We start from the raw sequence: 20,665 nt of genomic DNA on the forward strand, positions 1-20,665 counted from the left end.
CGTGCGCGCCGTGGGCGATCACGGCCGCGTTCGAGCACCACGGCGTGGGTCGGGCATCCGTGCCGAGGCCGGTCGGCAGGGCGTCCAGGGGAGGCCCCGGCGGGTTGCGGTCGGACCGGATCGCGGGCCGGTGGGAGGAGGCGTTCGGCCGAGCGTGCAGTGGGAGCGGTATCGCGCGGCGGATCCCGGGGGTGGGGGGCGGGAACCGAATACCTGCACGCATCGGCCGCGCCCAAAGCCCCGGAGGAGGGCGCCGGTGACTGGCGGGCCGGTGTCCGCGAAACGGGGCCTGGCGGAACCTGGCGGCCAGGTCAGGAGGTGGTGCGCTCGATGACGAGGTCGGCGTCGCCGCGCAGTTTCTCCACGGCCCGGGACAGGGTGCTCTTCACGGTGCCGATGGTCACGCCCATGCGCTCGGCGATCTGGGCCTCGGTGAGGTCCTCGTAGTAGCGCAGCACCACTGTGGTGCGCTGCCGGGCGGGCAGGCGATCGATGGCGCGCCCCACGACGTCGGCCAGGTCGCTGCGCCAGGTGGGGTCGTCCAGCCGCTGCTCGGGGATCTCGTCGGTGGGGTACACGTCGAGGCGTTTGCGGCGCCACTCGGAGATCTGGGTGTTGACCATGGCCCGGCGCACGTAGCCGTCCCGCGCTCGGGGGTTGGCGATGCGCCCCCAGGCGAGGAAGGTCTTGACCAGCGCGGCCTGGAGGAGGTCCTCGGCGTCGGCGTGGCTGTTGGTGAGGGAGCGCGCCATGCGGAGCAGCGCAGTTCCGCGCTCGGACACGTAGTCGGTGAACTCCTCGGACCCGGGTGTCCGTGTCGTTCCGTTCACGTCCGTCACCGCCTCGACCCCGTCGCGTGCCGCCAGCGTGCGCACCGCTGTCGCGGGCCGCTCTGGACTCTCACTCTCACACAGCGAGCGCAAATCCCCAGGAATCTGGACACCACGTGGCAACAAATCGCTCGATCAGCGAACAAACCCCCGTGCGGCAGGGGGGAGGGTGCGGCGCTTTCAGGAGCCGGGCGTGTCGGAGCGCGGACCTTCCAAGGGCGCGCCGAACGCCTGGCGGACACAAAGTGTGTACAAATGCTTGCGTGCGGTGACGGAGAATCGTGGGTGGGCGGAGGGGAGTTCCCCCTTGTCCGCAGGCGAAGCGGTCACTTCCTCCCTGGCGCGGCGCCCCCACCGACACGAACCGACACGTGTCGGCGTGTGCACGGCCGATCCGGGAGGCGGGGGAGACAATGGGCACAGACGGACGAGTCGGTCTACAAGGGGGCGCGAAGGACATGTCAGTGATGACGGACAGTGGTCGGGACCGACGGCGGTTCACCGCCGCCGTGCTCGGCGCCGGGGCCGTACCCGAGCCCACACCGGTCCACCGCCGCGTCGTGCGCGGCGTGGTCGTCGACGCCACCTCGTACATGCTCTGCGTCGCCACGCCCGAGGGGGAGGAGCGCTTCCTCTACGAACGCGTCACCTCCTTCTGGAGCGGTGGCGAGGTACTGCCCACCGAACTGTGCCCCGGCGACGACGTCGTGGTGCTGTGCTCACACGACGGCCGCCTGGTCGCCGAACGCGTATGGGCGCGGGCCGCCCGGGCCACCGGGGTCATCACCGACTGCGAGGGCGACACCCTGCGGATCGACCCCGGTCACGGCCGTCCCCGTCTGACCGTGATCCTTCCCTACCGCTCCTCCGGACGCATCGGGGTGCGCCACCCCAGGCTGGAGGCGGGCTACCTGTTCGACGCCGTCGGCGTCTGGCGGGGCGCGGAGATCGAGGCGACGCGGCCGGTCACCACCCAGCCGCCCTACCCGTTGAACTCCACCCCGCGCCGTCCTCCCACACGGGAGCACTCCACGACCCTCAGCGGGATCGCCACCTGGTACGACCCCGCCTGGGGGCGCGCCAGCCATCAGGACCCCAGGGCCGTGGCGGCGGGGGCCGCCTACCCGGCGCTCGATCCGGTCGGCCACGAGGGGCCCTGTGACCGGCGCACCTCCTGCGTCCCGCTTCCCCTGCTGTCCACCGGGGCCACGCTCCACCTGCGCAACGACTGCACGCAGGACGCCGCGGTCGTCCCCGTCGTGGACTGCGCCGCCGCCGACAGCTGGCTCTGCGACCTCTGCCCGGCCTGCGGGAGCCAGAGCGCGGGCCGCCTCGCCTCGCTCACCATGACCTCCTTCGTCGCCCTCGGCGGGCGGCTGGAGGCGGGCTGCTTCAACGCGACCATGACCGTCGCCAACCTGGAGGGCTGACCGATGTTCCCGGAGGTTCTCGAAGCGGTCCGCGAGGTCCAGCTACCGCTCCTCGCGGCCCTGCTCCTGCTCGGCGCCGCGGCCAAGGCCAGCCCGCGCGCGGCGGGGACGGGCGTGTCCGTCCTTCTGCCCGAACGTCTGCGCCGCCCCGTCACGCTCGCCACCTGCCTGCTGGAGGTGGCCCTGGCGGTGGCCCTGCTGACCGCGACCGGCCTCCTCGGCGAGGCGGCGAGGGTGCTCACCGCCCTGATGTTCGCGGCGTCCGTCGTCCTGCTGCTGGTGGCCCGCCGCCGCGACCCCGAGGCCGGTTGCGGCTGCTTCGGCGGCCTGAGCCAGACGCCGATCGGCTGGCGCACGCTCACCCGCGCGGGCCTGCTGGCGGTGGGCGCGGCCGCCACGGTCGGGCTGGCGCCCACCGGCTGGGAGGTGGCCTCGGGCCCCACCGCGACCCACGGCGTGGTCCTCGGCGTGCAGCTGCTCGTGCTGGCGATGCTCAGCCCCGAGCTGCGCGAGGCCCTGGACCGGTTCACCACGCGTGAGCCCTGCGCGGTGCGCGAGGTCTCCGAGCGCCGCACCCTGCGCCGCCTGCGCGGCAGCGAGGTCTGGCGGACCAACGCCAAGGTGATGCTCAAGAGCGATCCCGAGGAGACCTGGCGGCACGGCTGCTGGCGGTTCCTTCGCTACGACGGCCTGCGCCACGGCCGTCGCGTGGACGTCGTGTACGGGGTGCGGATCGACGGCCCGCGCCGGACCGGCGTGCGCGCGGTCCTGGTGGACAGGGAGAGCGGCACCGTGATCGCCTTCTTCGGCGCGGTGACCACGCTCGACCTCCAGGGGCCGCCGCGCAGGCTGCCCCGGCCGCGCGAGGCGGCCAGGCGCGACGAGGCCCAGGGCCGGGGCGGAGCCAGGCCCGGGACCCTCGCCAAGGAGTTCCCGGGCGAGTCCGGGCGCGGCCTCCCCGACGAGGTCAGAGCATCTGGCCCTGCCGTGTGATGGCGGCCTCGGTGAAGTCCAGGAGCAGCTGCTCGTAGTCCTCGGCCTCACCGGGGCCCATCACGGAGGTCGTGCCCAGCAGGTCACCGTTGCGGTACATGACGGTGTACATGTGGTTCTCGCCCCCGTCGTCGTTGACCTGGATGGCGAAGGAACGCGACTCGTCGCCCACCGGGGGGACGTCGAGGTCGGTGACGCCGTACTCGGAGCTGCTGCCGTCCTCGTAGGTGGCGGTGTACTCGGCGCAGGTCTCCGGGGGCTTGACGGCCAGCGCCTCGGCGGCCGCGCCCTCGTCGAGTCGTACGAGGATGTGCGAGACGTTGCCCTTGTCCCACTCGTAGGCGGCCACCGAGGTGGGGGCGTCGCGCACCGCCTCCAGGTCGCCCCACCGGTTGGCGGCGTCCATGCACTCGGGCTTGTCCAGTTCGGTGGAGGCCCGGACCTCCTCCGAATACTGCACTGTGACAAGCTCGGAGTAGGTTCCGGCCTCGCTGCTCTCGGGTAGCAGGGTGACGTCCCCGACGTTGATCGGCTGCGCGTCGTGCAGCTGGGCGGCGGCCTCGGCGTTGGGGTCCTCGCTCTGCCCCTCGTCCGTCCCGCCGCACGCGCTCAGGACGATCACCGAGGTCAGCGCGACTGCGGCGGGCAGGGACACGCCCGCTGCGGAACGGGCAGAACGATGACGCAAACGCATGGTGGTATCTCCTCGTTTGTGCGATATTTCCGCTTGGAGCGGTGACCGACCCGGACCTCTCATTGCTGAGAGTGTCGCGGGGTTAGCACAAAGTATTGAGGAAGGACAATGGTGTCGGAGTCGAAATCGCCATATCTGCGGGCGGTACTGGAGTCCATCCCCGCCTACAAGCCCGGCCGCAAGGTCGTCGGGCCGGACGGGCGCTCCATCAAGCTGTCGTCCAACGAGAGCCCCTTCGGGCCGCTCCCGTCCGTGCGTGAGGCCATCGCCAGGGCCGCCGCCGACCTCAACCGCTACCCGGACCCGGGCGCCGCCGCGCTCGTCACCAGGCTCGCCGGGCACCTGGACGTCCCGGAGGAGCACGTCGCGCTCGGCGCGGGCTCCGTCGGCATGCTCCAGCAGCTCCTGGAGGCGGTCGGGGAACCGGGCGCCGAAGTCGTCTACGCCTGGCGCTCCTTCGAGGCCTACCCCCTGTTGGCCGAGCTGTCCGGCGTCACCTCGGTCCGGGTGCCCCTCAGGGACGAGACCCACGACCTCGAGGCGCTCCTCGGCGCGATCACCGACAACACCCGCATGGTGCTGGTGTGCAACCCCAACAACCCGACCGGCACCGCCGTCCGGGAGCGGGAACTGGTCGACTTCCTCGACCGCGTCCCCGACCACGTGCTGGTCGTCCTCGACGAGGCCTACCGCGAGTACGTGCGCGACCCCGAGGTCCCCGACGGCGTGGCCCTGTACCGGGACCGCCCCAACGTCGCGGTCCTGCGCACCTTCTCGAAGGCCTACGGCCTGGCCGCCGTCCGCCTCGGGTTCCTCGTCGGCCACCCCTCGGTGACCGACGCCGTGCGCAAGACCCTCGTCCCGTTCGCGGTCAACCACCTCGCCCAGGCGGCCGGGATCGCCTCACTGGACGCCGAGGCCGAGCTCCTCGAGCGCGTGGAGACCACCGTGAAGGAGCGTGAGCGCGTCCGTGACGCCCTCGTGGCCTCGGGGTGGACCGTGCCCCCCACCGAGGCCAACTTCGTGTGGCTGCGGCTGGCTGAGGACACCCTCGACTTCGCGGCCGCCTGCGCGGAGGCGGGCGTCTCCGTGCGCCCGTTCGACGGTGAGGGCGCCCGGGTCAGCCTCGGCACCCCCGAGGAGAACGACGCGTTCCTCTCCGTCGCGACCGCCTACGCCAAGCGGCGCTGACACACGGCGCTGACACACGCCCGTCGGCCGTGGCCACAGGCGTGTGACCCCGCAGACGCCGACGGGGGCGGCCCCCACGTATGGGAGCCGCCCCCGTTCGGGTGTGCGTTCGGACTACTTGCCCGCCGCGTCCTTGTCCAGCTTCTCCACGATGAGGCGGTAGAGCTGGCGCGGGCGGCCGGGCTGAAGCGTGCGGTTGGGCGGCAGGGGCCAGGCCAGGCCCTCCTCCACCAGGGTGCGCAGCAGGCGCCGCGCGGTCCGGGAGGTGACCCCGAGCATGCGCCCGGCGTTCTCCGCGTCGACCACCAGCGGCCCGTCCTCCTCGGCGATCTTCTCCGAGAGCCGGACCAGGGTCTCGCGGCCCTTGGTGCGCAGCGGCTCGGAGGACTGCCGGGCGGGAGCACGCTGAGCCGGGACCAGCGAACGGCCCTCGCGGTCCACCGCGAAGCTCTGCCGGGAGGCCTGCGCCCGGTTCAGCGCCGCGCGGGCGTGCGACTCCGCGTCCTGGGTGGTCCGGCCCATGCCGATGCCCACCTCGATCGCGATGCCCAGCTCCGCCTTGATGCGCTCCACGAACGGGGGCTGCCGGAACCCCTCGGTGGCGGTCACCAGCGAACCGCGCGTGGCGGTCACCATGAACGAGTGGTCGTCCAGGCGGTGCGCCGTCGCGTTGATCCGGTGGGCCTCCTGCAGCAGCAGCCGGTGCAGTGACAGCCGCAGCTCCTCACGCCAGTAGCGCGGGGTGGAACGCCGGGAGGAGTCGCGCAGCGTGGGCACGTCCACGACGACCACACCGAGCTGGGCCTCCTCCAGGCGGTGGTGCGCGCCCAGCAGACCGGCGGTCTGGAGCGCGCTGCGCACACCGGCGTTGGTGGGCCGCAGCCGGATCACCGGAACCCCTATGGCCTCCAGGCGCTCGGCGACGCCGCGCACGCAGGTGATCGCCATCTTGGTGGCCTTGCGCCGCCACAGCCCCTCGTGGAAGGACGTCAGCTGGGCGGTGTTGGTCAGCTCCTCGTGCACGTGGATGCCGTCCACGGGCAGGTCGACCTCGGAGTAGGCCTCCACCACGTCGGCGCGGCTGAGCACGTCGAGACTGGCTCTGGTCGGGTCGTAACGATCGTCCAGTGTCGCTCGGAGCAGGGCCTCATGCAGGCTCGCCCCGCCGAGCGGCACGAACGTCGCGGGCATGGTCAACACGCCCGCCTTCCGTGCGAACTCGTAGGGGACGGGACTGGCGAACAGGTAGGCGTCGATGGCCGACCCCAGCCTGACGACCTTGTCCGTCGCCTCTTGCTCGTCTCGGTAGGCGGCGGCGATGAGTCTGGCGTTCAGGGGTCCAGTGGACCCCGGACCCATGAGCATGACCCGTTCGACCACCTCATGAGGTCCTATGACGCCGATCGTCAAATCGCCAGTACGCTGCGCACTCACCTCGGGTTGCTCCCCGCTACCATTCCACGCTCTTCACTATGTGCGCCCACTGGTTTCCCGACCCGATCTCTGTCACGGCATGATTGCCGAGATCGTACCCATTGTGCGGGGCCAAAGAAGATCGTTTTCCATATCAACGCCGAAAGCCCGGGTGGGAGGAAGCCCCCCACCCCGGCTTGAACTGCGCCTACGGCTCCTACGAGACGGTGACGCGCTCCACGTCGCCGCCCAGCGCGGCGAGCCGCGTCGCGAACTGAGCGTGACCGCGGTCAACCAGATAACCAGGCGCCACGATTGTCTCACCTTCGGCGACCAGTCCGGCGAGAACCAGGGCCGCGCCGGTGCGCAGATCGTGGGCGATCACCTCGGCGCCGCGCAGGTTCGTGGAACCGTGCACGATGGCGCGGGTGCCCTCGACCTCGATCTTGGCGCCCATCTTGTTGAGCTCGTCGGCCAGGGCGAAGCGGCCGTCGTAGATGGCCTCGTGGATGTAGCTCTCGCCCTCGGCCAGGGTGGCCAGCGCCATCAGCGGCGACTGGAGGTCCGTGGCGAAGCCCGGGAACGGCGAGGTCACCGCGTTGATCGGGCGCAGCGGCACGGACGGGTCCCGCTGGACGTGCAGGACGGCGCCCTCCTGGGAGAAGCCGACCCCCATCTGCTCCAGTTTCCAACGGGCCACACCCAGGTGGTCCAGGTGGGCACCCACCAGGCTGACCTCGCCACCGGTGGCGGCGACGGTCATCGCGAACACACCGGCGTCGATGCGGTCGGCCATGATGCTGTGCTCGACGGCGGTGAGCTCCTTGACGCCCTCGACGGTGATCAGGCCGGTGCCGCCACCGCTGATCTTCGCGCCCATGGCGGTCAGGAAGTTGATGACGTCGATGACCTCGGGCTCAAGGGCCGCGTGCTCGATCACGGTGGTGCCAGGAGCCAGCACGGCCGCCATGAGGAGGTTCTCGGTACCGGTGTGGGACGGGGTGTCCAGGTACAGACGGCCGCCCCGGAGCTTGCTGGCCTCCACGTTGATGTGGTTGCGCTCCAGGTCCTCGGTGACCTCCGCGCCCAGGCGGGCGAAGCCGCGGTAGTGGAAGTCGAGGTTGCGGCTGCCGAGGTTGCAACCGCCGACGCCCTCGATGCGGGCGCGGCCGGTGCGGTGCATCAGGGCCGGCACGAAGAGCACGGAGCCGCGGAAGCGGGCCGCGATATCGGCGGGCAGGACGGCACGCTCGGGGTCGTTGAGGCCGCACGCGTCAATGACGACGGTGCGCTCGGACTCGTGGAACTCCACCTTGGCACCCACGTGCTCGGCGAGCTCGATCGCGCGGTAGACGTCCTCGATGACGGGGACGTTCCGCAGCACGGTACGTCCCTTGGACGCCAGCAGGGCGGCCCCGATCATCGGCAGGACGGCGTTCTTCGCGCCTTGGATGAACGCCGTTCCGCTGAGGGGGCGTCCGCCGCGGACGCGGTAACGAACCTCCTGGCCCATGCTCATGTGCTCCTTCGTGAGGCAGATGTGAAAAAGGGTCACCCTCGTCGGGTCTCGCCTGTATGCGTTTGAGACGCGGGTTCGCCCTGAAACGTTGCGACCGTCTGTGTGTGACCTGCACGGCCGGTGAGCCGGTCGGTTCGCGATGACTCTATAGCAATCGGATCACGTCAAACGGCCCAGAACGTGGTATACCCGCTGATCGCGGTTGAAGTCCCGCCAAACGGCCAAAGAGGCATTACGCCGGAGGAGAGACCATGGGTCGTACGCATGGCTGTCCGTTACTTCGGTGTTGCATACGACCTCACCACCATACGCGCTCCCACAGCCGAAACGTCGTCCCCGTGCGCGGAATCACGCGGCGGGCGTCGGTCAGAGAGCGGGTTTGGTGCCGGTCAAACGCTCATGGATCTCTGCGTAACGGGACAGAGTGCGCTCCACCACGTTCTCAGGAAGCTCCGGGGGCGGCGTGTCCGACGCGCGGTCCCAGCCCGAGGCGGGCGAGGTCAGCCAGTCGCGCAGGATCTGCTTGTCGAAGGACGGCTGGGCGTGCCCCGGGTTCCATTCGTCGGCGGGCCAGTACCGGGACGAGTCCGGGGTGAACACCTCGTCCGCGAGGACGAGGTCACCGGACGCGGAACGGCCGAATTCGAACTTGGTGTCGGCGAGGATCACGCCGCGCTCCCGTGCGACGTCCCGGCCGCGCCCGTACACGCGCAGGGTGAGGTCGCGCAGCTCCGTGGCGAGCTTCTCCCCGTGCCGATCCACCACGACCTCGAACGACACGTTCTCGTCGTGGTCGCCCACCTCCGCCTTGGTGGCCGGGGTGAACACCGGCTCGGGCAGCTCGGAGCCGTCGACCAGGCCCTCGGGGAGGGGGACGCCGCACACGGTGCGGTCCACCCGGTACTCGGCCAGTCCGGACCCGGCCAGGTAGCCGCGCGCCACGCACTCCACCGGCACCATGTCCAACCGCTCACAGACCAGCGTGCGCCCGGCCCAGTCGGCGGGTGCGCCCTCGGGCGGGGTGTCGGAGACGACGTGGTTGGCCACGAGGTCGCCGAGGCGCTCGAACCACCACAGGGACAGTTGGGTGAGCAGACGGCCCTTGCCGGGGATCTCCGTGGGCAGCACCCAGTCGAAGGCCGACACCCGGTCGCTGGCCACCATCACCAGCGCGCCGGAGTCCGTCGAGTACAGGTCGCGCACCTTGCCGGTGTGCAGGTGGGTGAGCCCCGGAACCTCGACGGGCTCGGGAACGGTGACGAAGCCACTCATGATGCTTCTCTCTGGGTCTTGGGCGTGTTCTATGGATCATTCCGCGCTCGTGACCACCAGGCGGCCTCTCGCCGCGCCGACGAAGCCCGGACAGCCAACCCCGGTCGGGCCCCGGTGTGCGACTGCTGAGCTCGCACGCGGTGCACAGTAGGGGCGGTCTCGCTCCACGGCGCGCGAGAGATCGCCGGGCCCCGCTGCGCGAGACCGCGGAGCCTGCCCAGCGGTGCACAGCAGGGGAGAGGGCCGCTCGCACCGGTGGTGGCCGCGCCGCCACCGGCGAAAGCACCCGGAAAACACGCCCCTGTCGTCTGTGTGCCTCAGGGTCCACCGGGCGGTGCCGGGCCCCGGGAGCCGTCGGTGCCCGCTCGGGGCGGACACCTCCAGTATCGCGTTCCCGCCGCTCCACCCGGTCGGGCGGCCCCCGGTCAACACCCGGGGCGGGACGAGCGCGGGGCCCGCAGCCGCATGGCCGCGGACCCCGTGGGAACTCCGTGGTGTGTCGCCCAGAAGGGGCCGGCGCGGAGTCAGACCTCGGCGGCGGCGCGCTCGGCGATGTCGGAACGGTAGAACGAACCGCGCAGCTCGATCCTGCTCGCCGCCTCGTAGGCGCGCTCACGGGCCTGGCGCAGGTCCGCGCCGGTGCCGACCACGTTCAGCACGCGGCCGCCGTTGGCCTTGACGTCGCGCACCCCGTCCCAGGCGGTGCCCGCGTGCAGCACGTAGGCCCCCTCCAGGGCGTTCGCGGCCTCCAGGCCGCCGATCAGGTCACCCTTGACCGGGTCGCCCGGGTAGTTCTCGGCAGCGACCACGACGGTCACCGCCGCGCCCGACTTCCACTGGAGCGAACCGATCGCGCCCAGGCCGCCGGTGTCGGTGGCCTGGAGGACCGCCCCGATCGGGGTGGCCAGCCGGTCCAGTACGACCTGCGTCTCCGGGTCCCCGAAGCGGGCGTTGAACTCCACCACGCGCGGACCCTTCGAGGTCAGCGCCAGACCCACGTAGAGCAGGCCCTGGTAGCGGTGGCCACGGCGGTTCATCTCGGAGACGGTCGGCCGCACGACCGACTCCATGACCTCGTCCACCAGCCCGGCCGGGGCCCACGGCACCGGGGCGTACGCGCCCATGCCGCCCGTGTTCGGCCCCTGGTCGCCGTCGTAGGCGCGCTTGAAGTCCTGGGCGGGCAGCAGCGGCAGCGCGTGGGCGCCGTCGGTGAGCACGAACAGGGAGACCTCGGGGCCGTCGAGGTACTCCTCGATGACCACGCGGCCGCACTCGCGGGCGTGCCGCTCGGCGAGGGCGCGGTCCTCGGTCACCACCACGCCCTTACCCGCGGCCAGCCCGTCGTTCTTCACCACGTACGGGGCGCCGAACTCGTCGAGGGCCTCGGAGACCTGGCTGGCGCTCCGGCACACCCGCGCCTTCGCGGTGGGTACTCCGGCGGCCTCCATGACCTCCTTGGCGAAGGCCTTGGACCCCTCCAGCCGCGCGGCCTCCTTGTCGGGGCCGAACACCGGGATGCCCCGGTCGCGCAGGGCGTCGGCCACCCCGGCCACCAGCGGCGCCTCCGGGCCGATCACGACCAGTTCCGCGCGGATGCGCGCGGCCAGTTCGGTCACGGCCAGCCCGTCCGTCACGTTGATGACGTGGTTCTCGGAGAGGTCGGAGATGCCCGGGTTGCCGGGGGCGCTGTGGATGCTGGTGACGCCCGGATCAAGGGACAGAGCTCGGACGAGTGCGTGCTCGCGGCCTCCGCCGCCGAGAACGAGCGCTTTCACTACAGGGGGCCTCTTCTTCTACTGGAGGAAGGTGGAGTGTCGCCGGGTCAGACCAGGGAACGCAGCTGCAGGGTCTCCTCGCGGCCCGGACCGACGCCGATGGCGGAGATCGGGGCACCGGCCATCTCCTCAAGGGTACGCACGTAAGCCTGCGCGTTCTTGGGGAGTTCCTCGAATTTCCGGGCGCCCGTGATGTCCTCGGACCAACCCTCGAAGTACTCGTAGACCGGCGTCGCGTGGTGGAAGTCGGTCTGCGTCATCGGGATCTCGTCGTGGCGCACGCCGTCGACGTCGTAGGCGACGCACACGGGGATGCGCTCCAGACCGGTGAGCACGTCGAGCTTGGTCAGGAAGAAGTCGGTGATGCCGTTGATCCGGGTGGCGTAACGGGCGATCGGGGCGTCGAACCAGCCGCAGCGGCGGTCGCGGCCGGTGGTCACGCCGTACTCGCCGCCCTGGGTGCGCAGCCAGGCGCCCTGCTCGTCCAGCAGCTCGGTCGGGAAGGGGCCGGAGCCGACACGCGTGGTGTAGGCCTTGAGGATGCCGACGACCTTGGTGATGCGGTTGGGGCCGATGCCCGCGCCCGCGGCCGCGCCGCCGGAGGTGGGGGAGGACGACGTCACGAACGGGTAGGTGCCGTGGTCGATGTCCAGAAGGGTTCCCTGCGAGCCCTCCAGGTAGACCGTCTTGCCCTCGTCCAGCGCCTTGTTGAGGATCAGCGAGGTGTCCGCGACGTGCGGGCGCAGCTTCTCGGCGTAGCCCAGGTACTCCTCGATGATCGGCTCGGCCTCCAGGGCCCGCCGGTTGTACACCTTGGTGAGGATCTGGTTCTTGTCGTGGAGGGCGAGCTCGATCTTCTTGCGCAGGATCTTGGGGTCGAACATGTCCTGCACGCGCACGCCCTGGCGGGTGACCTTGTCCGCGTAGGTCGGGCCGATGCCGCGACCGGTGGTGCCGATCTTGCCCTTGCCGAGGAAGCGCTCGCTGACCTTGTCGAGGGCCCGGTGGTAGGGCATGATCAGGTGCGCGTTGGCCGAGATGACCAGGCGGGAGGTGTCCACGCCCCGCTCCTGGAGGCCGCGCAGCTCCTCGAACAGCACGCCCGGGTCGATGACGACGCCGTTGGCGATGACCGGGACGACGTTCGGGGACAGGATGCCGGACGGCAGCAGGTGGAGGGCGTACTTCTGGTCGCCGATGACCACCGTGTGCCCGGCGTTGTTGCCGCCCTGGTAACGGACCACGTAGTCCACGCGGTCACCGACCAGGTCGGTCGCCTTGCCCTTGCCCTCGTCGCCCCACTGGGCACCCACGAGCGTGATCGCCGGCATTGGTCTCTACCTCTTCGCTCGACACCTGACCGGGGCTTTTCCGACCCCGAACATGGAAGAACCCCTGGCGCAAGGCAGCGACAGGGGCCGTTGCGTATTGAGCGTACACGACCTGCGCATCCGGGTTAAGTGGGGCTTTGCGGCACTCGGGTCGCCGCGTCCCGGCGCCGTCCGTCGACGGCGAGGTGGACCGCGGGCGCCGGGCCCCGTTCCCGTCGGGGGCGTGCGGGTTCCCACACCGTCCGGGCACGGCGCGGACTCCTGGCGCCCCGGCTTCGGAGTACGCCGACGGGCCCGGCCGGAGCGAAGGGGGCTCCGACCGGGCCCGTCACGAGGTGCGCCGGGCTCAGCCGTTCAGGACCTGGTCCGCCTCCGCGCTCGACTCGCGCAGGAAGGTCGCGCAGCGCTCCGCCTCCTCGGTGTCGCCGATCTGCGCCGAGGCCTGGCTCAGGGCGTGCAGGGCGCGCAGGAAGCCCTGGTTGGGCTCGTGCTCCCACGGGACCGGGCCGTGGCCCTTCCAGCCCGAGCGGCGCAGCTGGTCCAGCCCGCGGTGGTACCCGGTCCGGGCGTACGCGTAGGCGGTCACCGGCTGGCCGTTGGCCAGGGCCAGCTCGGCCAGCCGGGCCCACGCGGCGGAGTAGCTCGGGAACCGACCGGCCACCGGGGTGGGGTCGTCGGAGTGGGCGAGGGCCTCGCGTGCCTCGGGGTCGTCGGCCAGGCGGGTCTCGGGCGGCTCGTTCAGCAGGTTCTGGTGCAGGTTCATGCCCCCATCCTGCCACCGGGCCACACCGGTTCCGGGGAGACCGGGTGTATCCGCGGTCACGGTGGTCTCCGGGACGTTCGGGCGCTCCGGGGCGGGCTCAGCCCGCTCGCGCCCCGCGCCTTCGGGGCCCCGGGTGGAGCCGTGCTTGACCGCGTGCGCGCCCACGCGCGTGACCACCGGTCCGCCGCCGACGCGGGTGCCGTCGCCCCGGCCAGCGGGTCCGGGACGGCCCAGCCGTCGGTCCCGCGTACGCGCACGGGCTCAGCCGGTTCAGCGCGGGCGCCGTGGCGCACAACGAACCCGGACGCTGCGCGGCACGTGCCGAGACGTCACCGGTGCCCGGTGAAGAGCCAGGAAAGGACGACGGTGCCCGCCGGCCGAGGCCGACGGGCACCGCACGGGGGGCCGGGGAGCCCTACTTCATCTTGTTCCCGGCGGACTTCAGGTGCTGGGCACCCTCGACCACACGGGCGGCCATGCCGGCCTCGGCGACCTTGCCGTAGGCGCGCGGGTCGTAGGCCTTCTTGTCGCCGATCTCGCCGTCGACCTTCAGCACGCCGTCGTAGTTCTTCAGGATGTGGTCGACGACCGGACGCGTGTAGGCGTACTGGGTGTCGGTGTCGATGTTCATCTTCACGACGCCGTAGTCGATCGCCTCGTGGATCTCCTCCATGGTGGAGCCGGAGCCACCGTGGAACACGAAGTCGAACGCCCGGGCCTTGCCGTGCTTGGCGGCGACGGCCTCCTGGGCGGCCTTCAGGACCTCGGGACGCAGCTTCACGAAGCCCGGCTTGTACGAGCCGTGCACGTTGCCGAAGGTCAGGGCGGTCAGGTAGTAGCCCTTCTCGCCCAGGCCCAGCACCTCGGCGGTGCGCAGGGCGTCCTCCGGGGTGGTGTACAGCTTCTCGTTGATCTCGCCGACGATGCCGTCCTCCTCGCCGCCGACGACACCGACCTCGATCTCCAGGATGGTGCGGGCGGCCTTCGAGGCGGCGAGCAGCTCGTCCGCGATCTGGAGGTTCTCCTCCAGCTCGACCGCGGAGCCGTCCCACATGTGGGACTGGAACAGCGGCTCCTGGCCCTTGGCCACGCGCTCCTTGGAGATCTCCAGCAGCGGACGGACGAAGCCGTCGAGCTTGTTCTTCGGGCAGTGGTCGGTGTGCAGGGCGATGTTCACCGGGTACTTGGCGGCGACCACGCGAGCGAACTCGGCGAAGGCGACCGAGCCGGTGACCATGTCCTTGACCGAAGCACCGGAGAGGAACTCCGCGCCACCGGTGGAAATCTGGACGATGCCGTCGCTTTCGGCCTCGGCGAAGCCGCGCAGGGCGGCGTGCAGCGTCTGGCTGGAGGTCACGTTGATCGCCGGGTAGGCGAAGCCCTCGGACTTCGCGCGGCTCAACATCTCGGTGTAGACCTCGGGACTGGCGATGGGCATGGCTTGACTCTCCCTGGTTCGGCCTGGAGCGAGCGGCCGCCGACGCGAAACCCTCGCGTACCGACGGCACCCCACGTGCGTTTCCCCGGCGGAGGATTCCGGGCCGTCGGGGGTCGGCCCGTGGGCCTCGCGCCCGGAAGCGTCCGCCAGGTGTCGTCCAAGTATCCCGAATACCCGGAGCCGTTGGAAAGGTCTAGACCAAAATGCTCGGGATCGGCGACGTACCCGCAGCTTACGGTGAGGAGAAGGGAGGGCCCGGTGAGGGGGCCCGGAAGAGACGGTGGATTCCCGGCCGATTTCTCACGCCCGGCTCCGAAACCGCGGTTGCTCCAGGTGGCCGCTGTCGCTTTTTGTCGTGATACGCGCTACATTCGTCGCCGTGGGAAGGCATAGGAATGATCCGCGCGGCGTTGGCCAGGTGATGGCCATCGTCGGGGCCGTCGTGCTCTTGGTCGCCATGGTGGCCCTCGGCGGGTACTTCCTGTACCAGTCCCTCCCGAGCAACGCCTCCAGCGTCAGCGTCAACGCGTCCGAGGCAGCGGCCGAGAGTGTGGACCCCGATGACATGGGTGTCCTCCACATCCGCGTGGTGGGCCAGTCCAGCGACGTGTTCGTCCGCGTCCCCGGCGGGGACGTGCTCCTGGACCAGGAACTCGCCCAGGGCAGCTCCGTGACCTACCCGGACAACGACCAGGGCCTCGAGGTCTCCATCGGAGACCCGACCGCCGTCGAGGTGCACGTCAACGGCGTCCAGCGCGACGTCTCCGACCGCGCCCCGGGACACAGCTTCACCCTCAAGCCGTAGACCCGGCCCGTGGTGGGACGCGAACGCCCCACCGCACGGACCCGGCGGTCACACGTCCAGGTCGGAGACCTCGAAGACGGGCCGGTACTCCAGGCCCTCCTCCTCCAGCCGCCCGCGCGCGCCACGGTCGACGATCAGCGCGACCGCCACGACCTCGGCACCCGCCTCACGCAGCGCCTCGACCGCGGTCATCACCGAACCACCGGTGGTGGAGGTGTCCTCCAGCGCCAGGACCCGGCGGCCCCTCACGTCCGGACCCTCGATCCGCCGCTGGAGCCCGTGCGCCTTGCCCGCCTTGCGCACCACGAAGGCGTCCAGCTTGCGGCCGCGTGCGTGCGCGGCGTGCAGCATCGCGGAGGCCACCGGGTCGGCACCCAGGGTCAGACCGCCCACCGCGTCGAATTCCAGGTCCTCGACGGTGTCCAGCAGGACCGAACCGACCAGCGGCGCGGCCTCCCCGTCCAGGGTGATCCGGCGCAGGTCGACGTAGTAGTCGGCCTCCTTGCCGGAGGACAGGGTCACCTTCCCGCGCACGACCGCCTTATCGTTGATCTGACGCAGGAGTTCATCACGTTCGCTCATGACCAGTGAGCCTAGGACACCGGGTGGGGCCGCGCGGACCAGGCCCGCTCCGCCCGAGTTGGGACGACCATGCAGGAGCACACCGGAGCGGTCCGGGTGGAGACCACCGTGGACAGTCGCGAGGGCGCGGAGGAGGTGGCCCGGTCCGTCGTCGGGCACCGGCTTGCGGCCTGCGCGCAGGTGGGCGGGCCGATCTCCAGCTTCTACCGCTGGGAGGGTGAGGTCCAGGCCGACCAGGAGTGGACGGTGGTGATCAAGACCCAGGCGGACCGCCTGGACGACCTCGTCGCTCACCTGGTCCAGACGCACCCCTACGACGTCCCCGAGGTCATCGCCACTCCCGTGACCGGCGGAAACCCTTCCTATCTGGCCTGGGTCAGGGACGAGACCAGGGCGGGCGACCCCGAGTGATCACCGTCCTCCTTCCCCCCACCCTCGGCGCCCCCTTCTCCCTTCCCGACGCCGCCGACCTCGTCCCCTCCCCGGTGTTCCCCGAGATCCAGGACGACGACACCGCGCCCCACGCCGCCCGCTACGTGGCCCGGGCGAGCCTGGAGATCGGCCGACTGGTCGGCGACCGCACCCCCGTCGTATTGGTCGCGGAGGGGGACGGCGGCCCCCTCCTCGGCGCCGTCGGGGCGGCCCAGCGCTCCGCGCACCGCCCGGTCCTCGGCTACGTGCTGGTGAACGCCCCCCTGCCGCAGCCGGGCAGCCCGACCCGCGCCGACCTCGCACGGAACCAGCTGCTCACCGAGGTTCCGGCTCGGGAGGGCGAACCCGCCGCCTACCGCACCGAGCGCCTGCCCACCGTCCCGGACTGGCCGGACGCGCCGTGCGGCTACCTGCTCACCGACCCCGCCTACGCGCATCCGGCGCACCTGGCCGGGATGCGCGGCTGGACGGTCCGCGAGGCTAACGTGGGCCGGTCCGCCGCCGGTGAGCTGGCCGCGCTCGTCAGGGACCTGGTTCGTTGATTTCCGGGTGACAACCCGGGGCGGCTTCCGCAGAATCGGGACATGATCGCAGACCACTTCCCCCCGGCGGGGCTCCGGCTGTACACACCGCGCCTCCAACTGCGGATGCCCTCCGACCAGGACCTCTCCCAGCTGGCGGAGGCCGCCGTCGCGGGTGTCCACGAACCCGAGCGGATGCCCTTCCTCACCCCGTGGACGGACCGGACGCCCGCCCGCCTGGCGCTCGGGGTCATCCAGCACAACTGGGCCACCATGGCGACGTGGACCCCGGAGCGGTGGACGTTCAACGCGGTCGTGGTGCACGAGGACACCGTGATCGGGGTCCAGGACCTGACAGCGAAGGACTTCGGCGTGGCTCGCCAGGTGAGCACGGGTTCGTGGCTCACCCAGCGGTACCAGGGCAGGGGTCTCGGCACGGAGATGCGCGCCGCCGTGCTCCACCTGGCCTTCGCGGAGCTGGGCGCGGAGGCCGCGGTCTCCGAGGCCTTCGAGACCTCGACCGCCTCACGGGGGGTGGCCCGCAGGCTCGGTTACCGACCTGACGGGACCAACCTGCTCGCCGTCCGGGGCGAGCAGGTTCGGGAGACCAGGTTCCGCCTCACCCGGGAGGACTGGGAGAGGCACCGCACGGTCCCGGTCGAGGTCGGGGGACTGGAACCGTGCCTGCCGTACTTCGGCCTGGGCGAACTGCCCGACTGAGTCACCGGCCGCGCGCCACCCACACCACGCCGCCGAGACTGCCGAGCAGCATGCCCGCACCGGTGACGACGCCGCTGACCAGCGGCACCCACTCCGGGTGCCCGGTCAGGGCCATGACCAGGCCGACCACCCCCAGGGCGGTGGTGTACCCGGCCACGACGAGGATCTCCCGCTGTCTCCAGTGCCAGGCCAACGGGAGGAAGTGCAGGCCGACGATCAGGGCCACCCAGGCCACACCGGCCTGGTCCGGAACCCCGTCGAGCCGGCTGATGGTCATCGCGCCGCCGATGATCAGCGCGACCTCGACCATGGTGACCACACCGAAGAAGGCCCCGAAACGCGGGCGGGAGGAGGGTTCGCCCTCACCCGGGGAGGCCTTCCGCATGGCGAGCACGGCCAGGACGACGATCGCGACGGCCACTCCCACAGCTAGGGCGCGCACAGTGAGGGCGATCGGCGCGGGGAGCGGCGGACCGCTGTTGACCAGCACAAAGACCAGGCCGAAGAAGGCACCGACGAAAAACCCGGAAAACCGTGAGAGCATTCACGGAAAATACCAGGGGTCTGTGCGTTCCATGGATATTCCCAGTCGCCTATGACACCTGGTGACCACGGCGTCGCTTCGTGTTTTTCCTCCGCCACGTTTCGTGAGCGAACCTGTCTTCGGAGTCATTCTCGATTCGCCGAAAAACGCATGGGGTGATCGAAACCGTGAACATTCACCATGACATGACGGAGGGCGCGCCCACCTCCCCAGTGTGAGCGCGCCCCCGGGCGCCGCCGAGCGGCGCCTTCTCCCGTCCGACGGCCTCGCGGGCCGCCCTCTCGTGGGGGCCAGAGGACCCTGGCCCGTCGGACGGGGCCGACCGCCCCGCGAACGCCCCCTCAGACGTGCGCGGCGGTCGGCGGCCGCTCCGGACCCGGCCCTCTCCCCTCTGGAAGGGCGTGCGGCCCGAAGCGGCGTCGGAGGGTCATTCGTCGCGGACGGGCCTGCCCAGACCGTCGATCAGGGCGGCCGCCTCACGGTGGGTCGCGGGCAACGGAACCGACCACACGGCTGCGCCGTGCTCCCAGCCGATCCCCGAGCGCAGCTCCTCGATCTCGGTCCCCAGAACGGGCACCTCCCGGGCCACCACCGCGATCCGGGCCCGGCTGACCAGGCACACCGACTCGCCCCGGGTGAAGAAGCGGTTCAGCTCGTGCCCGAGCACGATCAGCCGAGCCGCGCGCCGCCACGGGTCGAGGGTCGGGTCCAGCGCCAGCACCACGAGCCGGTGGTCGAACGCGGCCGGGACCGTCTCCTCCGCGCTCCGGTACAACTCGCGGATGCGTGTGCGCAGGTACGCCTCGTTGGCCAGGCCGGTGAGCGGGTCCTGGCAGGTGTCCCGGCCCCGGCCCCCCTCGACCCAGCCGTCGGCCAACGCGCGGACCAGGTCGAGCGGGAGACGGTCCCAGCCCACGACCTCGCCGAAGGCGTCGAGGTCGGCCAGCGCCCGACCGATCCCCACCCCCGAACGGGCCCGGGCCTCCCCGAGCCGCGAGCAGGGTTCGGTGAGGTCGCTTCCGGTGGTGTGCGCCTCGCAGACGGCGTCCACGGAGGGCGTCCACCAGTCCTCGGCCGGGTTCCACCCCCGCTCCCGGCTCCGGCGCCCCCACGGCGCCCGCAGCTCCCGGGCACGCTGAACCACACGGCCCCGCGTTCCGGCTCCCACTTCGGTCTCGCCCACGGCATCGCTCCCGGTCGTTGTTTGGCCAGGTGAACGGAGGTGGGCCCGCGCCCCCGCAGTGGGTCCCCCTCGTTCGCCCTCACCCCAATCACGGAGATCGGTAGCGGCTATGACGCGGATACGGGATATTTTTTTCGTGCACGTGATTCTCCGACGCCGAACCCCTGCTTCCCGTACCGCGGATCTGGCTCGCGGCGGGGGGCCAAGGGACCACGAGGGAAAGGGCGCTGGGTGACCGACGCCGACGGAGAGCACACAGAGACACTCATCGGTGACGCGGAGATCATCGAGCGGGTGAAGGCCGGTGACAACGCCGCCTACGGCACTCTCTACGAGCGCCACGCGGGGGCCGCCCGGGGCCTCGCCCGCCAGCTGTTGCGCGGTGAGGCCGAGGTCGAGGACGCCGTCGCCGAGGCGTTCACCAAGGTGCTCAGCGTCATCCAGCGCGGCGGCGGACCCAGTGACGCGTTCCGCCCCTACCTGCTCACGGCGGTCCGCAACGCCGCCTACGACCGGGGGCGAGGGGACAGACGCCAGGTCGTCACCGACGACATGGAGAGCTACGACTCCGGCGAACCCTTCGTCGACCCCGCCCTGGAGGGTCTGGAACGTTCGCTGATCGCCCGGGCCTTCCTCTCCCTGCCCGAACGCTGGCAGTCCGTGCTCTGGCACACGGAGATCGAGGGGGTCAAGCCCGCCGAGGCGGCCACCATCCTCGGGATGAACGCCAACGGTGTGGCCGCCCTGGCCTACCGGGCGCGCGAGGGGCTGCGCCAGGCCTACCTGCAGATGCACCTGGCGGGCGGCGGCGCGGCCGAGGCGTGCCGACCCACGTTGGCGCTGCTCGGCGCCTACGTGCGCGGCGGGCTGTCCAAGCGCGACACCACCAAGGTCGACCGGCACATGGACGACTGCGGGGACTGCCGCGAGGTGTACGCGGAGCTGATGGACGTCAACGTCGGCCTGCGCGGGATCGTGCTGCCGCTGGTCGTCGGCTTCGGCGCCACGGGGTACCTCGCCGCGACCCCGGGCGGTGTCGCGACCGGAGCCTGGTGGAACCGGATGTCCCGGCGCCAGCAGCAGGTCTCGGCGGGGGCCGCGGCCGCCGCGGGTGTGGCCGTCGCTGTGGCGCTGGCTCTGGTGGGAGGCGAGGGAGCACCGCCCACCGATCCCCCTCCGGTGGCCGCGCCCCAGGAGGACCCCCCGGCCGCCGGGGGGTCCTCCTGGGG

At 71.4% G+C, this 20,665-nt stretch carries 20 protein-coding genes; 8 read left to right on the forward strand and 12 right to left on the reverse strand.

Features of this window, described 5'->3' with window-relative positions; genetic code table 11:
• Nucleotides 1-311: 311 nt before the first annotated feature.
• A complete protein-coding gene (locus ADX84_RS11695) occupies nt 312-839 on the reverse strand; it encodes a SigE family RNA polymerase sigma factor (RefSeq protein WP_156208063.1) in 528 nt (175 codons plus the stop codon).
• A gap of 458 nt (nt 840-1,297) precedes the next feature.
• Here ADX84_RS11695 and ADX84_RS11700 point away from each other — a divergent pair, with 458 nt between their 5' ends.
• Nucleotides 1,298-2,260 carry a hypothetical protein gene (locus ADX84_RS11700; RefSeq protein WP_199776561.1) on the forward strand — a complete coding sequence of 321 codons (963 nt, stop codon included), beginning with the start codon at nt 1,298-1,300 and terminating at the stop codon, nt 2,258-2,260.
• 3 nt (nt 2,261-2,263) lie between these two features.
• Nucleotides 2,264-3,253 carry a MauE/DoxX family redox-associated membrane protein gene (locus ADX84_RS11705; RefSeq protein ID WP_049572081.1) on the forward strand — a complete coding sequence of 330 codons (990 nt, stop codon included), beginning with the start codon at nt 2,264-2,266 and terminating at the stop codon, nt 3,251-3,253.
• On the opposite strand, the gene ADX84_RS11710 is transcribed toward ADX84_RS11705, so the two are convergent.
• Nucleotides 3,228-3,947, reverse strand: a complete 720-nt coding sequence (locus ADX84_RS11710) for a hypothetical protein (protein ID WP_049572084.1) — start codon at nt 3,945-3,947, stop codon at nt 3,228-3,230. The two genes, ADX84_RS11705 and ADX84_RS11710, sit on opposite strands and share 26 nt — an antisense overlap.
• A 108-nt stretch (nt 3,948-4,055) precedes the next feature.
• Between ADX84_RS11710 and hisC the strand changes: the two genes are divergently transcribed.
• Nucleotides 4,056-5,138 (forward strand): histidinol-phosphate transaminase, encoded by a 1,083-nt coding sequence (gene hisC / locus ADX84_RS11715; protein ID WP_049572087.1) that lies wholly within the window; start codon nt 4,056-4,058, stop codon nt 5,136-5,138.
• 114 nt (nt 5,139-5,252) lie between these two features.
• Here the strand turns inward: hisC and ADX84_RS11720 are convergent, their stop codons facing one another.
• From ADX84_RS11720 to fbaA, 7 genes are all read right to left on the reverse strand, one after another.
• Nucleotides 5,253-6,518 carry a hypothetical protein gene (locus ADX84_RS11720; protein ID WP_017544398.1) on the reverse strand — a complete coding sequence of 422 codons (1,266 nt, stop codon included), beginning with the start codon at nt 6,516-6,518 and terminating at the stop codon, nt 5,253-5,255.
• 250 nt (nt 6,519-6,768) lie between these two features.
• Entirely contained in the window at nt 6,769-8,064 is a 1,296-nt protein-coding gene (gene murA / locus ADX84_RS11725; RefSeq protein ID WP_017544399.1) for a UDP-N-acetylglucosamine 1-carboxyvinyltransferase, read from the reverse strand.
• 372 nt (nt 8,065-8,436) lie between these two features.
• Nucleotides 8,437-9,342, reverse strand: coding sequence for a phosphoribosylaminoimidazolesuccinocarboxamide synthase (locus tag ADX84_RS11730; RefSeq protein WP_049572090.1), 906 nt, complete (start codon nt 9,340-9,342; stop codon nt 8,437-8,439).
• Between the two features lie 524 nt (nt 9,343-9,866).
• Nucleotides 9,867-11,117 (reverse strand): phosphoribosylamine--glycine ligase, encoded by a 1,251-nt coding sequence (gene purD, locus ADX84_RS11735; protein ID WP_017544401.1) that lies wholly within the window; start codon nt 11,115-11,117, stop codon nt 9,867-9,869.
• A 47-nt stretch (nt 11,118-11,164) separates the two neighbouring features.
• Entirely contained in the window at nt 11,165-12,448 is a 1,284-nt protein-coding gene (locus ADX84_RS11740) for an adenylosuccinate synthase (RefSeq protein ID WP_049572093.1), read from the reverse strand.
• 346 nt (nt 12,449-12,794) lie between these two features.
• Nucleotides 12,795-13,211 (reverse strand): DUF3151 domain-containing protein, encoded by a 417-nt coding sequence (locus tag ADX84_RS11745; RefSeq protein WP_049572139.1) that lies wholly within the window; start codon nt 13,209-13,211, stop codon nt 12,795-12,797.
• Between the two features lie 415 nt (nt 13,212-13,626).
• Nucleotides 13,627-14,649: a class II fructose-bisphosphate aldolase gene (fbaA, locus tag ADX84_RS11750; RefSeq protein ID WP_017544404.1), complete on the reverse strand. Its 1,023-nt coding sequence runs from the start codon at nt 14,647-14,649 to the stop codon at nt 13,627-13,629.
• Between the two features lie 421 nt (nt 14,650-15,070).
• Between fbaA and ADX84_RS11755 the strand changes: the two genes are divergently transcribed.
• Nucleotides 15,071-15,454, forward strand: a complete 384-nt coding sequence (locus ADX84_RS11755) for a RodZ domain-containing protein (RefSeq protein WP_017544405.1) — start codon at nt 15,071-15,073, stop codon at nt 15,452-15,454.
• A gap of 48 nt (nt 15,455-15,502) precedes the next feature.
• Here ADX84_RS11755 and pyrE read toward each other — a convergent pair whose 3' ends face one another.
• A complete protein-coding gene (gene pyrE / locus ADX84_RS11760; RefSeq protein ID WP_049572096.1) occupies nt 15,503-16,036 on the reverse strand; it encodes an orotate phosphoribosyltransferase in 534 nt (177 codons plus the stop codon).
• 69 nt (nt 16,037-16,105) lie between these two features.
• Here pyrE and cutA point away from each other — a divergent pair, with 69 nt between their 5' ends.
• Genes cutA through ADX84_RS11775 form a run of 3 tightly spaced genes read left to right on the forward strand, consistent with a single transcriptional unit; the run spans nt 16,106 to nt 17,709 of the window.
• Nucleotides 16,106-16,447: a divalent-cation tolerance protein CutA gene (cutA, locus tag ADX84_RS11765; RefSeq protein WP_049572099.1), complete on the forward strand. Its 342-nt coding sequence runs from the start codon at nt 16,106-16,108 to the stop codon at nt 16,445-16,447.
• Nucleotides 16,444-17,010, forward strand: coding sequence for a hypothetical protein (locus ADX84_RS11770; protein ID WP_049572102.1), 567 nt, complete (start codon nt 16,444-16,446; stop codon nt 17,008-17,010). The genes cutA and ADX84_RS11770 overlap by 4 nt, the downstream gene beginning before the upstream one ends.
• A 42-nt stretch (nt 17,011-17,052) precedes the next feature.
• Nucleotides 17,053-17,709, forward strand: coding sequence for a GNAT family N-acetyltransferase (locus tag ADX84_RS11775; RefSeq protein WP_049572105.1), 657 nt, complete (start codon nt 17,053-17,055; stop codon nt 17,707-17,709).
• Nucleotide 17,710: 1 nt separating this feature from the next.
• Here ADX84_RS11775 and ADX84_RS11780 read toward each other — a convergent pair whose 3' ends face one another.
• Both ADX84_RS11780 and ADX84_RS11785 read right to left on the reverse strand, forming a co-directional pair.
• Nucleotides 17,711-18,253 (reverse strand): hypothetical protein, encoded by a 543-nt coding sequence (locus tag ADX84_RS11780; RefSeq protein ID WP_049572108.1) that lies wholly within the window; start codon nt 18,251-18,253, stop codon nt 17,711-17,713.
• 427 nt (nt 18,254-18,680) lie between these two features.
• Complete coding sequence (locus ADX84_RS11785; protein ID WP_049572111.1) at nt 18,681-19,436, reverse strand: hypothetical protein; 756 nt, start codon at nt 19,434-19,436, stop codon at nt 18,681-18,683.
• A gap of 231 nt (nt 19,437-19,667) precedes the next feature.
• Between ADX84_RS11785 and ADX84_RS11790 the strand changes: the two genes are divergently transcribed.
• Nucleotides 19,668-20,665: sigma-70 family RNA polymerase sigma factor (locus ADX84_RS11790; protein ID WP_156208064.1), on the forward strand; the 998-nt coding region annotated here is incomplete at its 3' end.

Source organism: Nocardiopsis sp. SBT366, assembly GCF_001083815.1.
Lineage (GTDB): Bacteria > Actinomycetota > Actinomycetes > Streptosporangiales > Streptosporangiaceae > Nocardiopsis > Nocardiopsis prasina.

Bases quoted from the DNA above. Each gene is read 5' to 3' on its own strand.
- ADX84_RS11700 (WP_199776561.1), top strand. From the start codon at position 1,298: ATGACGGACAGTGGTCGGGACCGACGGCGGTTCACCGCCGCCGTGCTC.
- ADX84_RS11705 (WP_049572081.1), top strand. From the start codon at position 2,264: ATGTTCCCGGAGGTTCTCGAAGCGGTCCGCGAGGTCCAGCTACCGCTC.
- ADX84_RS11710 (WP_049572084.1), bottom strand. From the start codon at position 3,947: ATGCGTTTGCGTCATCGTTCTGCCCGTTCCGCAGCGGGCGTGTCCCTG.
- hisC (WP_049572087.1), top strand. From the start codon at position 4,056: ATGGTGTCGGAGTCGAAATCGCCATATCTGCGGGCGGTACTGGAGTCC.
- murA (WP_017544399.1), bottom strand. From the start codon at position 8,064: ATGGGCCAGGAGGTTCGTTACCGCGTCCGCGGCGGACGCCCCCTCAGC.
- ADX84_RS11730 (WP_049572090.1), bottom strand. From the start codon at position 9,342: ATGAGTGGCTTCGTCACCGTTCCCGAGCCCGTCGAGGTTCCGGGGCTC.
- ADX84_RS11740 (WP_049572093.1), bottom strand. From the start codon at position 12,448: ATGCCGGCGATCACGCTCGTGGGTGCCCAGTGGGGCGACGAGGGCAAG.
- ADX84_RS11745 (WP_049572139.1), bottom strand. From the start codon at position 13,211: ATGAACCTGCACCAGAACCTGCTGAACGAGCCGCCCGAGACCCGCCTG.
- fbaA (WP_017544404.1), bottom strand. From the start codon at position 14,649: ATGCCCATCGCCAGTCCCGAGGTCTACACCGAGATGTTGAGCCGCGCG.
- ADX84_RS11755 (WP_017544405.1), top strand. From the start codon at position 15,071: ATGGCCATCGTCGGGGCCGTCGTGCTCTTGGTCGCCATGGTGGCCCTC.
- pyrE (WP_049572096.1), bottom strand. From the start codon at position 16,036: ATGAGCGAACGTGATGAACTCCTGCGTCAGATCAACGATAAGGCGGTC.
- cutA (WP_049572099.1), top strand. From the start codon at position 16,106: ATGCAGGAGCACACCGGAGCGGTCCGGGTGGAGACCACCGTGGACAGT.
- ADX84_RS11775 (WP_049572105.1), top strand. From the start codon at position 17,053: ATGATCGCAGACCACTTCCCCCCGGCGGGGCTCCGGCTGTACACACCG.
- ADX84_RS11780 (WP_049572108.1), bottom strand. From the start codon at position 18,253: ATGCTCTCACGGTTTTCCGGGTTTTTCGTCGGTGCCTTCTTCGGCCTG.